Origin of the sequence: Paludisphaera soli (genome assembly GCF_011064595.1) — a bacterium.
Lineage (GTDB): Bacteria > Planctomycetota > Planctomycetia > Isosphaerales > Isosphaeraceae > Paludisphaera > Paludisphaera soli.
This window is the reverse complement of the sequence record NZ_JAALJI010000017.1, coordinates 59,746-75,567: the sequence shown is the minus strand read 5'-3', so window position 1 is coordinate 75,567 and position 15,822 is coordinate 59,746. Positions and strand designations below refer to the sequence as shown.

The 15,822-nt window shown below is 71.5% G+C and carries 14 protein-coding genes; 12 read left to right on the top strand and 2 right to left on the bottom strand.

Annotated elements, in window-relative coordinates; translation table 11 throughout:
• Positions 1 to 57: 57 nt before the first annotated feature.
• Complete coding sequence (locus G6O68_RS20165; protein ID WP_165250443.1) at positions 58 to 1,230, top strand: zinc-dependent alcohol dehydrogenase; 1,173 nt, start codon at positions 58 to 60, stop codon at positions 1,228 to 1,230.
• Between the two features lie 128 nt (positions 1,231 to 1,358).
• On the opposite strand, the gene G6O68_RS20160 is transcribed toward G6O68_RS20165, so the two are convergent.
• Complete coding sequence (locus G6O68_RS20160) at positions 1,359 to 3,125, bottom strand: hypothetical protein (RefSeq protein ID WP_165250442.1); 1,767 nt, start codon at positions 3,123 to 3,125, stop codon at positions 1,359 to 1,361.
• A gap of 319 nt (positions 3,126 to 3,444) precedes the next feature.
• Here G6O68_RS20160 and G6O68_RS20155 point away from each other — a divergent pair, with 319 nt between their 5' ends.
• The 3 genes from G6O68_RS20155 to G6O68_RS20145 all read left to right on the top strand — a co-directional run bounded on the left by G6O68_RS20155 (position 3,445) and on the right by G6O68_RS20145 (position 6,283).
• Positions 3,445 to 3,981 carry a cyclic nucleotide-binding domain-containing protein gene (locus tag G6O68_RS20155; protein WP_165250441.1) on the top strand — a complete coding sequence of 179 codons (537 nt, stop codon included), beginning with the start codon at positions 3,445 to 3,447 and terminating at the stop codon, positions 3,979 to 3,981.
• A gap of 317 nt (positions 3,982 to 4,298) precedes the next feature.
• On the top strand, positions 4,299 to 5,267 hold the full coding sequence (locus tag G6O68_RS20150) for a PIG-L deacetylase family protein (protein ID WP_165250440.1): 969 nt from the start codon (positions 4,299 to 4,301) through the stop codon (positions 5,265 to 5,267).
• A gap of 212 nt (positions 5,268 to 5,479) precedes the next feature.
• Positions 5,480 to 6,283, top strand: coding sequence for a glucosamine-6-phosphate deaminase (locus G6O68_RS20145; RefSeq protein WP_165250439.1), 804 nt, complete (start codon positions 5,480 to 5,482; stop codon positions 6,281 to 6,283).
• Between the two features lie 234 nt (positions 6,284 to 6,517).
• On the opposite strand, the gene G6O68_RS20140 is transcribed toward G6O68_RS20145, so the two are convergent.
• Positions 6,518 to 7,699, bottom strand: a complete 1,182-nt coding sequence (locus tag G6O68_RS20140; protein ID WP_165250438.1) for a hypothetical protein — start codon at positions 7,697 to 7,699, stop codon at positions 6,518 to 6,520.
• Between the two features lie 98 nt (positions 7,700 to 7,797).
• Between G6O68_RS20140 and G6O68_RS20135 the strand changes: the two genes are divergently transcribed.
• The 8 genes from G6O68_RS20135 to G6O68_RS20100 all read left to right on the top strand — a co-directional run bounded on the left by G6O68_RS20135 (position 7,798) and on the right by G6O68_RS20100 (position 15,809).
• On the top strand, positions 7,798 to 8,310 hold the full coding sequence (locus tag G6O68_RS20135; protein WP_165250437.1) for a GNAT family N-acetyltransferase: 513 nt from the start codon (positions 7,798 to 7,800) through the stop codon (positions 8,308 to 8,310).
• A 238-nt stretch (positions 8,311 to 8,548) separates the two neighbouring features.
• Entirely contained in the window at positions 8,549 to 9,688 is a 1,140-nt protein-coding gene (locus tag G6O68_RS20130; protein ID WP_165250436.1) for a TIGR03118 family protein, read from the top strand.
• A gap of 135 nt (positions 9,689 to 9,823) precedes the next feature.
• Entirely contained in the window at positions 9,824 to 11,422 is a 1,599-nt protein-coding gene (locus tag G6O68_RS20125; protein WP_165250435.1) for a DUF1549 domain-containing protein, read from the top strand.
• A 69-nt stretch (positions 11,423 to 11,491) separates the two neighbouring features.
• Positions 11,492 to 11,815 carry a hypothetical protein gene (locus G6O68_RS20120; protein WP_165250434.1) on the top strand — a complete coding sequence of 108 codons (324 nt, stop codon included), beginning with the start codon at positions 11,492 to 11,494 and terminating at the stop codon, positions 11,813 to 11,815.
• A gap of 109 nt (positions 11,816 to 11,924) precedes the next feature.
• Positions 11,925 to 12,395, top strand: coding sequence for a hypothetical protein (locus tag G6O68_RS20115; protein WP_165250433.1), 471 nt, complete (start codon positions 11,925 to 11,927; stop codon positions 12,393 to 12,395).
• 251 nt (positions 12,396 to 12,646) lie between these two features.
• Positions 12,647 to 13,888: a DUF1501 domain-containing protein gene (locus tag G6O68_RS20110; protein ID WP_165250432.1), complete on the top strand. Its 1,242-nt coding sequence runs from the start codon at positions 12,647 to 12,649 to the stop codon at positions 13,886 to 13,888.
• 342 nt (positions 13,889 to 14,230) lie between these two features.
• Entirely contained in the window at positions 14,231 to 14,635 is a 405-nt protein-coding gene (locus G6O68_RS20105; RefSeq protein WP_165250431.1) for a VOC family protein, read from the top strand.
• Positions 14,636 to 14,678: 43 nt separating this feature from the next.
• Positions 14,679 to 15,809, top strand: coding sequence for a right-handed parallel beta-helix repeat-containing protein (locus tag G6O68_RS20100; RefSeq protein WP_165250430.1), 1,131 nt, complete (start codon positions 14,679 to 14,681; stop codon positions 15,807 to 15,809).
• Positions 15,810 to 15,822 lie beyond the last annotated feature (13 nt).

The window sequence follows — 15,822 nt, the reverse complement described above, 5'->3', positions numbered from 1 at the left end:
ATTTGCGGGTTGTTCCGGCATCATCCGAGCGAACAACCCAGACCCGGGAGCGAAGCCATGAAAGCACTACGATGGTACGGCACGCACGACGTGCGCGTGGAAGACGCGCCCGACCCGAAGATCGAGGACCCTCGCGACGTCGTGATCCGGATCACGGCGACGGCGATCTGCGGGTCGGACCTGCACCTGTACAACGGCCTGATGCCGACGATGGAGAAGGGGGACGTGCTCGGCCATGAGCCGATGGGGATCGTCGAAGAGGTCGGCCCGGCGGTCTCCCGGCTCAAGAAGGGGGACCGGGTCGTCGTCCCGTTCACGATCTCGTGCGGGGACTGCTTCTTCTGCAAGAAGACGCTGTATTCGCTCTGCGACACGTCGAACCCCAACGCCGAGATCGCCCGCCAGGCGATGGGGCAGTCGCCGGCGGGGCTGCTGGGCTACTCGCACATGCTGGGGGGGTTCTCCGGCGGCCAGGCGGAGTACCTGCGGGTGCCGTTCGCGGACGTCGGCCCCATCAAGGTCGAGTCGGATCTGCCCGATGAAAAGGTGTTGTTCCTCTCCGACATCTTCCCCACCGGCTACATGGCCGCCGAGAACGCCGACATCGAGCCCGGCGACACCGTGGCCGTCTGGGGCTGCGGGCCGGTCTCGCAGTTCGCCATCCAGAGCGCGTGGATGCTCGGAGCGGGGCGGGTGATCGCCATCGACCGCGTGGCCGAACGCCTGGAGATGGCCCGCACGCACGGCAAGGCCGAGACGATCGACTTCTCCCAGGAGAAGGTCTACGACCGCCTGATGGAGATGACCAAGGGCCGGGGCCCCGACCGCTGCATCGACGGCGTCGGCTGCGAGGCCCACGCCACGGGGAGCTTCGACGCGATCGTCGACAAGGCGAAGTCGGCCCTGCACCTGACCACCGACCGCTCGCACGTCCTCCGCGAGGCCATCATGTGCTGCCGCAAGGGGGGCACGCTCTCGATCCCGGGCGTCTACATCGGCTTCGACGACAAGATCCCGATGGGCGCCCTGATGAACAAGGGCCTCACCGTGAAGGCCGGCCAGACCCACACCCAGCGCTACCTGGCCCCGCTGCTCAAGAAGATCGAGGAGGGCGCCATCGACCCCTCGTTCGTCATCACCCACACCCGCCCGCTCGCCGACGCCCCCGAGATGTACCAGACCTTCCGCGACAAGCAGGACGGCTGCATCAAGGTCGTCCTCAAGCCCTGACCCGGGCCGGGCCCCATCCGGGCGTGGACCCGGGAAAGAAAAAGCCGACGCCCCCTCCCATCGCCGCAAGGAGGCGGGAGGGGAGCGGGCGTCGGGATCGAAGCGGGAGAGGGCTCGGCCCGACCCGGTCAATAAAGGCCGAAGCGCGAGCCGCCGATGATCGGCGCGCCCTGCGGGCTGGGCGCGGCCTGGGGCGAGGGGGCCGCCTGGGGGCTCGCCAGGGGGGCGTGGCCCGAGCAGGCGTGGCAGCGTCCGCCCTTGAGCGCGGCCTTGAAATCCTTGATCGGCCGGCAGATGTGGTCGTCCTTCCACGCCTTGACCTTGGCGACCCGGCTCTTGAGGCGGTCCACCAGCCAGCACGAGGTCTTCTCGGCGGCCGTCGCGATGAAGCCCTGCGGCGACGGGGCGACGGGGGGCGCCTGGGCCGAGGCCAGCGGCACCCGGGCGTGGTCCGGGCACGGGGCCAGGGGCTTGGCCCAGATCGAGTCGTACGAGGTCGGGAACATGACCGGCGGGAGCTGGGCCGGCAGGTCCTGGGGCGCCGCGTGCACCGCCGCCCCCGGCGCGGTCTTCCACTTCCAGAACGACCAGCGTCGGGGCCGCGAGGGAATGGACGCGATCGGCGCCCCGTACGTCGTCGTGGTCTCGACCAGGACCGGCGACGGGGCCTGGGCCTGCGGGGCCGGCGTCGGGGCCTGCGAGGCCGGGGCCGGGGCCTCCGCCTCGCCGACCGTCGGGGTCGGCGCCGTGGGCGAGGGGGTCGAAGGCATCGGCGGCTCGACGGGCTTGCTCGGCGTCGGCGTCGCGGCCGGGGCCGGCTCGGCCGGCTTCTCCGGGGCGGGCGCGGGGGCCGGGGCGTGCTCCTCGGGCTTCGGGGCCTCTTCGACCTTCGGCGGTTCGGCCGGCTTCGGGGCCTCCTCGGGCTTCGGGGCCTCGGCGGGCGTGGCCGCGTCGTCCTTGGGGGGGTCGAGCGCGGGGGGCGCGGGCTTGTCGGCCGGTACGTCGCCGGGGTTCGGACGGACGACGGGGGGCGGCGGGATCTGGGCCGACCGGATCAGCTCGTCGTCGGCGGGGTCGCGGCGGGGCTCGTCGGCGACCGGGGGCGTCACGGCGAGCGGGGCCGGCTCCAGGTCCCCGGCCTCGTCGTCTTCCTCGGCCTCGTCCTGGGCCTCGGCCGCGACGGGCTCCTCCGGAAACTTGGGGGCGGGGGCCTCGGGAGCCACGATCTCGGCGGCCGCCTCCGCGACCTGGACGTCCCGGGGCTCGGGCTCGGTCTCGCGGAGCAGGCTGGGGACGGCGGCAGGGACGCGGGGCTCGGGCTCGTCGACCAGCGCGACCCGGGGCGTCTCGCGGGCGACCTCATCGGCGGCCAGCGAATCCGGCAGGCGGATGGGCTGGGCGAGCAGGGTCGGCTCGTCGCCCGGCTGGGATTCGGCGCGGGGACGGCCGTCGGGGGCGTCGAGGCCGCGGACGGGGAGGACCAGGTCGTCGTCCTTGCGGCCCCGGGTCATGCGGGCGATGGCCTCGTTGACCTCGGCCGCGGTCATCTTGGGCTGGCCGGGGACCGCCTCGGCGTCGTTCCGGCTGAAGATGGGGGCGCGTTGGGGCTGGCGGGTGACCCACGGGGGCCTGGCGAAATCGTGCACGGCCTGCCAGCCGCCGCCGGAACGCTGGGGCCACACGCTGGCCGGGCCGACGCCGGGCGCGGTCTGGATGGTGGGCCGGTAGCCGCCGCCGAACTTGCGCGACCACCAGCCTCGGAGGCCGGTCGGGGCCGATGCGGAGGCCGAGGCCCCCGGGGCGGGCGAGGCGGGGCCGCGATGCTGGACCCCCGCGCACCCGGACAATCCGAGCAGCAAGCAAACCGCGACGGCTGATCCCCGCGACGTCCCCATGGCGTATCCTCCCGCCCCGGAGCGACGCGATCCTTCGACCGCGACCCTCCGCGTCCTCACCGAACCCTCCGGAACCGAACCCTCCGGATTCATCCGTCAGTTGGGATCGGCATCGGCCGCCGACCGGCTCGGGCCATTTCGTCGGGCCCGGCCGGCCCCCGGGGTCGCGACCCCGACGCCAGGCAGAGTCGACGCGACCGACAAGGTCGACCGAACCCAAACCGGCGGGCCGCCGCCGGTTTGAACAATGCCGAGCGAGACGCTAGGCTGGACGGCCCCCGGACGCGAGGCCTCGGCAAGGGATGGAGAAGGTCGGACGATGATCAACGCCCAATCCGCGGAACGTTTCATGGCCGCCCCCTGGCTCGAGTCGGCGGACCGCGAGATCAAGCAGCAGCTCCTGCGGGCGCTGGCCGAGGAGCAGGCCCCCAAGGGGGCGGTCCTGCTGGCCCAGGGGGAGCCCAACGACCACCTCTCGTTCCTGATCGAGGGGACCGCCGAGATCGAGCGCCGGTCCGACGGCGGCCGGAACGACCTGATCACCACGCTGACGGCCCCGGCGGTCTTCGGCACCACCTCGTTCTTCCGCCCCGCCCCGCCGCCGGCCACCGTCCGGGCCACGTCCGAGGTCCGCCTGCTGACCCTCCACCACCCGGCCTACCAGGCCCTCCGCCGCGACCACCCCCGCGCCGCCGAGGCCCTGGCCGTGGCGGTGCTTCGGGCGATCTCCGAGCGCTTCGACCTGATCGACCGGCTGTTCGCCGACTACATCCAGCAGCACCCGCACGCCCCGTCCGACGCCGTCTCCGAATGGTCGCGGTTCCGCTCCCGGCTGTTCGAGGAGCGCTCCATCTGACCCCTCCCCGGGACGCCCCGGCCCCGGGAATCGCTTGTTGACGCCGCCCGCCCCGGACTGCACAATGGAGGGGCGAGGCGCGAGCCGCGACGCACCCGCGACACGGCCGGACAGACCGCCCTTCGACGGCCCCCACGCCCCGTCCCTGACGAACGAACGACCCGACGATCGCCGGCGCGACGCGCCGAAAACCCCCGCGGGACGGCGTCCCCCCCCACGAACGTCGGCCCAGCCGGCCCGGATCCGAGCGAACCCGCGCCACGCCGTGGGCCCTCGCTCTCCTGGAACTCATAAAGACGAGCCTTCAAGACGCACCCATGAACAATTCATCCCAGCCGAAGCGGCATGCGGAGTTCGACGGCCTGCTCAGGGCGGCCGCCGGGGCCGGGCCCCACGGCCACCTGATGGACGTCCGCGAGGCGCTCCGCCCCGTGCTGGGCCCGAACCGCCCGCTGGTCATGCTCTGCCCCCACGCCGACGACGGGGCCATCACCGCCGCCTGCCTGATGCACGAGTACGCCATCCGCCGCGGCCTCCCCGTCGTCGAGGTCCTGGTCTTCGCCGGCGAGCGCAACGTCGCCGCCCCCTGGCTCAACGACCAGAAGAAGGTCACCATGCGCGAGGCGGAGTTCCGCCTCGAATGCAACGTCCTGGGGGCCGAGGCCGTCTGCTGGAACCTCGAAGGCTACCGCCAGCCCGGCTACCACCCCACCGACGTGGACGTCCAGAAGGTCGTCGAGTGGTTCGCCAAGCGTCGCCCCGGCGCGATCATCGTCCCCCCCGCCAACGACGCCCACGCCGCCCACCGCGTCACCCGCGCCCTGGCCGCCGTCGGCCTCCTCGGCGCCGACCTGCACGACACCCTGGTCATGACCGGCTGGACCCCCTGGGGGCCCCTCCCCCAGCCCAACGCCTACTTCACCTACGACGGCGAGGGCGAGCGCACCAAGGAGTGGGCCATCCACTGCCACGCCTCGCAGATCCTCCTGACCGACTACACCCAGTACTGCTCCCACCTGGGCCGGGCCTACGCCGCCCTCACCCGCGAATGGGCCGAGGGCCACAGCCTCGCCGGCCGCGCCCACCGCACCGACGAGCGGTTCGTCGGCGTCGAGCTCTTCCAGCTCGAGGCCTACGACCCCGCCCGCGCCACCAACAACCCGCCCGACCCGATCCACCAGGCCCTCGGCCTGCTCCGCGCGTCGACCGCCGCCCCCGCCGCGACCGGCCCCGCCGCCCTGACCAACACCTCCGCCAAGGCCGCGTCCGACGCCGTCCCCGCCTGAGCCGGCCCTCGCCAATCGTCCTTCCCCCCTCGTGGGGGAAGGTGGCCGAAGGCCGGATGAGGGGGGCGACTCGGAAAGCCGTCGCCTCCTCGCCTCGTCCGCCTTGATGGTCACCCTCATCGACCGCTTGGCGGTCCTTCCCCCACCGGGGGGGAAGGGAGGAGAAGAAGGCCGGACCGTCGCCCGATCACCCCGAAGCGAGCCCATCGCCGATGCCTGCCGAACGCACCTTGCCCGTCGCCGGTTCGAACTCCACCGTCCTCGTCTTCGCCGACGCCGACGCCGCCGCCAGGGCCGCCGCCGACCGGATCGCCCGGGTCGTCGCCGAGTCCGTCGCCGCCCGCGGCAAGGCGATCCTCGGCCTGGCCACGGGCGCGACCCCCGAGAAGGTCTACGACGACCTCGCCGCCCGCGTCGCGGCCGGGACCCTCTCGTTCCGCGACGCGACCACGTACAACCTCGACGAGTACTACCCGATCCAGCCGCTCGACCCGCTCAGCTACCGGGCCTACATGCACCGGCTCCTCTTCAGCCGCGTCGACCTGGCCGCCAACCGCGCGCACGTCCTCGACGGCACCGTCCCCGAGGAGGCGACGGCCGAGCACGCCGCCCAGTTCGACCGCTGGATCGACGCCGACGGCGGCCTCGACGTCCAGCTCCTGGGCATCGGCCGCAACGGCCACATCGGCTTCAACGAGCCGTCCGACCTCTCGGTCGAGGGCTTCGCCGCCCGATCGACCCTGCTCATCGACCTCCATCCCGTCACCCGCGCCGACGCCGTCCGCGAGTTCGGCAGCCTGGAGGCGGTCATCCCCCGCGCCCTGACGATGGGCGTCCGCCAGATCCTCGGCGCGCGGACCGTCGTCATGCTCGCCACCGGCCCGAAAAAGGCCGCGATCGTCGCCGAGGCCCTCAAGGGCCCCGTCACCGCCGCCGTCCCCGCCTCCCTCCTCCGCACCGTCGCCGACAAGGTCGTCTGGCTCCTCGACGAGCCCGCCGCCGCCGAGCTGGGCTGAGCCTTCGAGCCGGATGAGGGCGAAGAAGAGCACGAAATCCGTCGACACTCCTCGCTCAACTCCACCAAGATGCGACGGAAGATTTTCGGGTGCCACGGGTTCGGAGAACCCGTGGCACCCGAGTTCGGCCCTCTCAAGCGATCCCGCGTCGGTGGTGTTGAGCGAGGAGTGTCAAACCGCCCGGTGGATCCAGCGGGCCGGCCGAAGACGACGCCGAGCGGCCCCGCCCCCCCCTCACCGCTCGAACGACCAGAACGGCGCGGGGGTGAGGAAGGCGTGCTGCTCGAAGAGGCTTTGGGGGCCTCCCCACGAGGTGTACTGGGAGAAGAAGACGACCACCACGTACACCACCGCGACGACCACGATCGCCAGCCTCCCCAGCAGCCGGAAGAACCAGTGGCTCCGGCGCTCGCGGCGCAGGGAGCGCGCGTAGGCCCAGCCGACCAGCAGCCGCGCCGGGGCGAGGAAGATCACGAAGACCAGCCCCGGCAGCCACGCGGCCTCGCGCGGGATCATCTCGATCTTGAGCAGATACAGCGGGATCGAGGCCGCCAGCAGCACCAATAGCGCGAACGCGAACGCCCAGGGGGCGTGCCGGAACCGCTCGCGCGCCGACCTCAGCTCGAACAGGGCCCGCACCCGCCCCTCGGCCGCGTAGCCGGTCTGCAAGAACGGCAACACCGGCGCGATGATCGCCAGGCCGAGCATGCCCAGCGGCCCCAGCAGCGGGAACCGGGCCGTCGCCGCGATCATCGCCGTGGGGACGACCAGCCAGGCCAGCGTCCCCAGGAACCCGACGAGCCCCAGCCGGAAATAATAGGCCGGCCGAAACCGCGCGACGAAGTCCCAGAAGCCGTCGCGCGAGTCCGCGTACAGCCCCCCCTCGCGCCATCGCCGACGCAGCCAGAAGGGCCCGTCGAACGGCCAGAGGAAGCGCCTCAGCCGCCCCCCGCGCAGGTAGGCCGTCGCCAGGTGCAGGCACGTCAGCCCCCAGACGACCAACGCCGCGAGCCGCCAGAGCCGCTCCACCCGGCCCCCCGGGTCGACCAGGGCGGCCGATCGGGCATACGACCCGACCAGCCAGAGCGGGATCATCGAGACGAGCGTCCCGAGCGCGATCCCCCCCACGCGCCCCGCCAGCCGCACGCCGAAGACCCCGTCCCGCAACCTCCCCGTCCGGGCCACCCTCCCCGACGCTTCGAGCAGGTAGCCGAGGCTCAGGAACTGGAGCACCGGCGTCGACGCCAGCACCGCCAGCCCCAGCACCAGCGAAACCAGCCCGAACAGCCCCCCCGCCGTCCGGCCGACGCCTCGCGCCAGCCGGATCGTCAGGCGTCGAACCCACGCGAACCGCCCCGGCGACGGCTCGTCGCGGGCGAGGACCGGGACTTCATCGAGGAGGATGGCGTTTCCCATGCCGGTGGATACCCCGCCCGGCCCGGCAAGGTTTCGCGACGATCGCGTTAAGATCGAGGCCGAACGACCCGACGCCGCGCCCCCGGGACGCCCCGCCGATGAACGCCCCCACCGTCAGCCGCATCCGCCCCGACGACCTCCCCGCCGCGATCGCCCTCATGCGCGACACCGTGCGCCGGGTGAACGCCCGCGACTACTCGTGGGAGCAGGTGACGACCTGGGCCCCCGACGAGGTCGACCCGGCGCGCTGGGCGACGCTCCTGGCCCCGTCCCGGTTCGCCGTCGTCGCCGAGTCCGACGGCGTGCTCGTCGGCTTCGCCGACCTCGAACCCGACGGCCACCTCGACCGCTTCTACGTCCACGCCGACCGCCAACGCTCCGGCGTCGGCCGCGCCCTGCTGGCCGCCCTCCTCGCCGAAGCCGCCCGCCTCGCCCTCCCCCGCGTCTTCTCCGAAGTCAGCATCACCGCCCGCCCCTTCTTCGAACGCCAGGGCTTCAGCGTCCTCGCCGAGCAGCAGGTCGTCGTCCGGGGCGTGGCGTTCACCAACTACCGGATGGAGCGGAGGCCGGAACCGGCCGGCGAAGCCCGCCGCGCCGCGGGGTTCCGGTGATCCGCGGCGGTTTTCGCTTGACACGGGGCGCGGGGACGGCGAACCTCCGCAACGGGCATATTGAGATTTCTTAATTCGCCGAATGCGTCGACGGAAAAAGGCGGCCCCACCCTTGGGGGTCATGACGAACCGCGCCGCCGATGTCGAACGCCCTGGAGCGCCTTTCTCATCCCCAAGAGCCCGCTGAGCAAGCCGCCGACGCCTCATCGGGAGGGAGGGAGCCATGACGAGCCGGGCCATGATTCGTCGCTGGACCTCGATCGCGGCGGCCTTGTTGCTGGCCGTCCTGGCGTCGGCGTCGCGACCCGCGCGGGCCGACGCCTTCCTGGTGAAGAACCTCGTCACCGACGACCCGTCGGTGAACCCGGCGGTGCTGACCGACCCCAGCCTGAAGAACGCCTGGGGCCTGTCCGCGACCGCCACGGGCCCGTTCTGGGTGTCGGCCAACGGCACCGGCCTCTCCACGCTGTATCGGGTCGACGGTGCCACCGACGCCCCCACGAAGCTCGGCCTGGAGGTCTCCATCCCGGGGGACGGCAGCGTGACCGGCCAGGTCGCCAACCCCCTGGCCGCCGCCGGCGCGTTCAACGGCGACGCCTTCCTGTTCGCCAGCGAGGACGGGACGATCTCTGGATGGCGGGGGGCGCTGGGGACGACCGCCGAGGTCCTCCAGACCGGCCTGGTCGACAACGTCTACAAGGGGATGACGTCGGCCGTCGTGGACGGCCACGCCTACGTCTACTCCGCCAACTTCCGCCTCGGGACGGTCGACGTCCTCAAGGGCGACGGCGGCGCCCCCGACCTGACCGGCCGATTCACCGACCCAGGCCTGCCGTCCGGCTACGCCCCGTTCGGCATCCAGCGGCTGGGCGATACGATTTACGTCACCTACGCCCTCCAGGACGCCGCCAAGGAGGACGACGTCGCCGGCGCGGGGCACGGCTTCGTCACCGCCTTCGACCTCCAGGGGAACTTCCTCAACCGGATCGGGTCGGCGGGGATGCTGGACTCCCCCTGGGGGCTGGCGATCGCGCCTTCCACGTTCGGCTCGTTCGCCGGCGACCTCCTGGTCGGCAACTTCGGCGACGGCCGGATCAACGTCTTCGACCCGACCGGCGGCGGCTTCCTCGGCCAGCTCGGCGACTCGAGCGGCCGCCCCCTGGTCATCGACGGTCTCTGGGGCTTGATGGTCGGCAACGGCGGCCTGGCCGGCAGCCCCGACAAGCTCTACTTCGCCGCCGGGCCGAACGGCGAGGCCCACGGCCTGTTCGGGGTCATCCAGGCGGTCCCCGAGCCGTCGTCCGTGCTGCTGCTCCTCTCGGGCTCGACCGTGGCCCTCTGGGCCGGTGCCCGTCGCCGGGCCTCGAAGCTCGGCTAAGCCGACGCTCCTCGCTCGACGACGGCCCCGGATCTCGCCCCTCGCTCGCGTTTCCTGAAACGACGGCCCCCGTCGCCGGGTAACAGCCTTCGGTTCCCATTTCGAAGGCGATCGGTCGAGTCGGGAGGCGAGCCCATGCGGCTGCGGGACGTGGGGTTCATCCTGGTGGTGGTCGGGCTCGGGCTGGCGATGAGTCGGGGGGTGATCCGCTCGGCGTCGCCGGTGCGGACGGCCCCGGAGACGCCGGTCGCGGCGCGGCCGGGGGTGGTCGACCGGGTGGACGAGGCGTTTCGGGAAGGCTGGCGGGAGCGGGGGATCGAGCCCGCGCCGACGGCTTCGGAGCTGGCGGTGCTGCGTCGGCTGACCCTGGCGCTGACCGGGACTGTCCCCTCGCTGGAGGAGATCCGGCGGTTCGAGGCGGACGCGCCGGGGCGTCGGCTGGAGGTCCGGCTGGAGGAGCTGCTGCGGGACCGTCGGGCGGCGGACTACCTGGCGGAGCGGTTCGCCCGGGCGTTCGTGGGGGTGGAGGACGGGCCGTTCATCGTCTTCCGGCGGCGTCGGTTCGTCACCTGGCTGAGCGACGCCCTGATGGAGAACCGGCCTTATTCGGCGATCGTCCGCGACCTGATCGCCGAGCGCGGCATCTGGACCGACCGGCCGGCCGTCAACTTCGTCTCCGTCACCCGCGACGAGATGACCGAGCGGCCCGACCCGGAGCGCCTCGCCGCGCGGGTCTCGCGGGCCTTCCTCGGGGCCCGGATCGACTGCGCCCAGTGCCACGACCACCCGTTCCAGCCCTGGAAGCAGGAGGACTTCCGCGGCCTCGCGGCGTTCTTCGGCGGCATCCGCTCCAACCTCCGGGGGGTCTCCGACGCCGAGGACTCCTACCGCCCGCTCGACCGCAAGACCAAGGAGCCCCTGACCATCGCGGCGGCCGTGCCGTCGAATCCCGAGCTGCTCCCCGCCGAGGGCGACCCCCGCGACCGGCTGGCGTCGTGGGTGGTGGACCCGAAGAACCCGTACTTCGCCAGGGCGGCCGTCAACCGGACCTGGGCGATCCTCGTCGGCCGCCCGCTCGTCGACCCGATCGACGACATCCCCGCCGCCGCCGAGGTCCCCCCGGCGCTCGACCTGCTCGCGGCCGACTTCGTCGAGCACGGATACGACCTCCGCCGGCTCATCCGCGCGATCGTCGCCACCGAGGTCTACCGGCTCGACAGCGTGGACATCCCCGAGGAGGCCGCCGCCCCCGAGGACGAGACCTGGGCCGCGTTCCCGATGACCCGGCTGCGGCCCGAGCAGGTCGCCGGGGCGCTGGCGCAGTCGTCCTCCTTGACGACGATGGGCCCCAACTCCCCCTGGTTCGCCCGCGCGATCGCCTACGCCGAGGGGAACGACTTCGTCCGCCGCTACGGCGACGCCGGCGAGGACGAGTTCGCCCCCCGAGGCGGCACCATCCCCCAGCGCCTGCTCCTCATGAACGGCGAGCTGGTCGAGAAGCGCACCAAGCCCGAGATGTGGAACGCCTCCAAACGCATCGCCGGCCTGGCGCCGACCGACGAGAAGGCCGTCGAGCTGACCTATCTCGCCGTCCTCACCCGCCGCCCCACCCCCGAGGAGGCCGCCCACTTCGCCCCGCGACTCGCCGGCACGACCGGCGACGCGCGATCCGAACTGATCGCCGACCTCTTCTGGACCCTGCTCAATTCGGCGGAGTTCTCGTGGAACCACTGACTCGACGATCCATCGGGCGGAGCGGGCGCGGGAGGCGGCCGGGCCCGACAGACGAGGAACCGACCGGCGTTGATCACGATCATCCTCGAAACGGTCGAAGGAGCGGAGCTGGATCGGGCCTCGCGGAGGGGCAATGAGGAGTATCTCTGCCGGGACGCCCCCGACTTCCCCAGGCTTTCCGAGGTCGACGCCTGCAGCTACAACTGCTTCGCGCGATCGGACATGCCGGAACTGGCCCGGGAGCTGGAACGCATCAGAGACGGCCTGCTGGATCCCGGGGCCGTCGATCACGTGGACCGGATCCTGGGCCTGTGCCGCCGGTGTGACTCCCTGCCCGGCTCCGTCTTGTCGTTCACGCCGTTCGAGGAGTCCGGGCAGGGCGGGCAGGATTGAGGTGCCACGTGGGCAAAGCTATCGCAGCAGGCCGCAGGGGCCGACGAGACGGGCGGGGGCGTCGTGAGCGATGCGATCGAGATCGATTACGTCGACGAGTTTGCGTAGGGTGGGCACCGCCCACCATGCGCGGATCGAACAGGTGGGCGGTGCCCACCTTACCAGACTTCGCAGGGGAACTGAAGTGAGGGAACAAAGCGAATTCGCGACTCGATGGATTAAAGACACCTTGCCGGCGAATTTTCGAGGAGGCGTCATCTTCGTCGACTCACCTGACCCGAGCCACCCCAAGGCACATAGGCTGAGTCGCAGGCGGTTATATGGCATCTCGAATGACAACAAAGAGTTATACGAGAAAATTCTCGACGACCTGCATAACGGATCCATAAACATCGAACAAGCAGCCGAGGTTGTCCGAATGCATGGGACTGAGCATTACATTCGGGTTTGTATAACGCAAGATGATCTGATTTCCACAATAGATCAGATTTTGGATTCAGGCGAAGACTGCTGGGGAAGCGATGGAAAGGGTGCGTGGGATGACCATGGTTATTTTGTAAATACATTCTGGCGAGAATGATTTCATTTTATTAAACAATATTTCAACGATATGTTTGGCGTGTTCCAGCCTGGCTATAAAGTCTGGCAGGGTGGGCACCGCCCTCCACGCCCGGGTCGAAGCTACCAGACTCCGGATCCAGCAGCGGCCTCGAACGACATCGCTTCCTGACCTCGTCCGCCTTGATGGTCCCCCTCATCGACCGCTTCGCGGTCCTTCCCCCACCAGGGGGGAAGGAGAGAACGTACCGGTCCACCCCACGGAGCCTCGCCATGCATCTCGATCGTCGCGGATTCCTGACGCTCGCCGGGCTGAGCTGGCTCACGCCGACGGCGCAGCTGCTGGCGCGGCAGGCGGAGAAGGCCGACGGGCCGGCGGGGTCGATCATCCTGCTCTGGCTCGCGGGGGGGCCCAGTCAGTTGGAGACGTTCGACCCGCACCCGGACGCGGCGACGGCCGGGGGGACGAAGGCGATCGAGACGGCCGCGAAGGGGGTCCGGCTGGCGGCGGGGTACGAGCGGCTGGCGGAGGAGATGGGGTCGGTGGCCCTCGTGCGGTCGATGACCAGCAAGGAGGGGGACCACGAGCGCGGGACGTACATGGTCAAGACGGGGTATCGGCCCGACCCGACGGTCGTCCACCCGTCCATCGGCGCGATCTGCTGCCACGAGCTGCCCGTGGGGCCGACCGACGTCCCCCGCCACGTCTCGATCCTGGCAGGCCAGTGGCCGGGCCGGGGGGGCTTCCTCGGCGGCGAGTACGACGCGTTCCAGGTCGACGACCCCAAGGGGAAGCTCCCGGACGTCTCCGCACCCGTCCCGCTCGAACGCGACGCCCGCCGCGCCCTGGACCTGGACGTGGTCGACCGCGCCTTCGGCCGCCGCCGCGCCGCGAGGCTGGAGGCCACGCTCCACCGCCGGGCGATCGCCTCGGCGCGGGCGATGATGTCGTCGGAGCAGTTGAAGGCGTTCGACGTCTCGCAGGAGCCGGCCGCGACCCAGGCCGAGTACGGCGACTCCCCCTTCGGCCGGGGCTGCCTGGCCGCGCGGCGGCTGATCGAGGTCGGCGTGCGGTGCGTGGAGGTCACGCTCGACGGCTGGGACTCGCACGTCGCCAACCACGAGATCCACCGCGGCCTGGCCGCGCAGCTCGACCCGGCGTTCGCCGCCCTGATCCGCGACCTCAAGCGCCGGGACCTGCTCGGCAAGACGATCGTGATCTGCGGCGGCGAGTTCGGCCGCACGCCCCGGATCAACCCGTTCGGCGGCCGCGACCACTGGACCAACGGCTTCAGCATGGCCCTCGCCGGCGGCGGCCTGCGCTCGGGACTCGCCGTGGGCGAGACCGACCCCGAAGGGGCAAAGGACCCCGTCCGCCCCGCCCGCGTCGAGGACGTCCACGCCACCGTCCTGACCGCCCTCGGCCTCGACCCCGCGCGCGAGAACGTCGCCCCCCTCACCGGCCGCCCCATCAAGCTCAGCGAGGGCCGCGTCATCCGGGAACTTTGGGGCTGAATCCCGTCGCCATCCCCGCAACGCGGACCATCATCCCATGACGGGACGCTCCCGGACCGCCGAGCCCTCGGAGGTCCCCGACGTCCGCCGCGAAGATTCCGACGCGGCCGAAGCGCGCCGAACGAAGCCAATCCCCGAGGCCGATCTTTCGATGCAAACCAATACCCTAACGAATCTTGCGACGATCGGCTTCGTTTCTCGGCCGGCGCAAACGAAGCCAATTCCGCGAGAAAGGAAGCCGATTTCCAAACAGTGAACACTTGACCAGAACCATCTCATGGCGCATCCTGCCCCGGGTCGGAAGCTCGGATCGACGTTTCACCCGAAGGAAGGAGGCCGAGGATGGCGAAGAAGGTCACGACGTTCCTGATGTTCGAGGGGGGCAAGGCGGAGGAGGCGATGCGGTTCTACGTCAGCCTCTTCCCCAACTCCGAGATCCTCGACATGATGCATTACGGCCCGAGCGAGATGGGGGCGGAGGGGACGGTGAAGCTCGCGAGGTTCACGATCGCCGGGCGGGAGTTCGCGGCGATCGACAGCCCGACCGAGCACCAGTTCGGGTTCACGCCGGCCGTCAGCCTGTTCGTCGACTGCGAGAGCCGCGAGGAGCTGGAGGCGGCCCACGCCCGGCTCGTCGAGGGGGGGATGGACCTGATGCCCCTGGGCGAGTACGGCTTCAGCGCCCGGTTCGCCTGGGTCAACGATCGCTTCGGCGTCTCGTGGCAGCTCAACCTGCCGTTCGCCTGATTCGATCCGACCGACGTTCCCCCTTCCCCGGACGGAGGCCCCGATGCGACTGCTCCTCTCCCTGCTGACCTGCCTGGCCGCCGACGTCGACGTCTCGACCCCGGCCCAGCTCCGTCGGGCGGTCGCCGAGGCGAGGCCGGGGACGACGATCCGGGTCGCGCCCGGTCGTTACGCGGGGGGGCTGTACTTCGAGCGCCTCCGCGGCGAGCCCGGGGCCCCGATCGTGATCCGGGGGGCCGACCCGAAGCGGCCGCCGGTCTTCGAGGGGTCCTCGTTCGGGTTCCAGATGTCCCGGGTCGCCCACGTCGAGCTGCGCGACCTGACGGTGGAGAAGGCTTCGAACAACGGGATCAACGTCGACGACGGGGGCGACCTGGAGAACCCCTCGCACCACGTCGTCCTGCAAGGGCTGAAGGTCCGCGACGTCGGCGCCGGGGGCAACCAGGACGGGATCAAGCTCTCCGGCCTGGCCGACTTCCGGGTCGAGGGCTGCACCGTGGAGCGCTGGGGGGCCGGCGGGTCGGGGATCGACATGGTGGGCTGCCGGGACGGCCTGATCGTCGGCTGCACGTTCCGCCACGGCGACGCGGTCGGCTCCAACGGCGTCCAGGGCAAGGGGGGGACGCGCGACGTGACGATCCGGGGCTGCCGGTTCGAGCATGCCGGCCAGCGCGCGATCAACCTCGGCGGCAGCACCGGCCTGGCGTTCTTCCGCCCCCGCCCCGAGGGGTTCGAGGCGAAGGACCTCGTGGTCGAGGACTGCCTGATCCTCGGCTCGGGCGCGGCCGTGGCTTTCGTGGGGGCCGACGGCTCGATCGTTCGGCGGAACACGATCGTCCGCCCGCGATCCTGGGTCTTTCGGATCCTCCAGGAGACCCGCGAGCCGGGCTTCGTCCCGTGTCGGAACGGCCGGTTCGAGGGCAACCTGATCGTCTACCGCGGCGACGAACTGCGAGAGGTCGTCAACGTGGGCGACGCCACGGCCCCGGAGACGTTCGTGCTCTCCGGCAACGCCTGGTACGCCCAGGACGCCCCCGACCGCGGCCGCCCGAAGCTCCCCGTCCCGGAGGCCGGCGGCGTGTATGGGGTGGAGCCCCATTTCGTCGACGCCGCGAACGGGGACTTCCGCCTCGACCCCAAACACCCCGACCCGCGCGCGAAGCCGGCGCCCTGAACCGGCCCGTTGG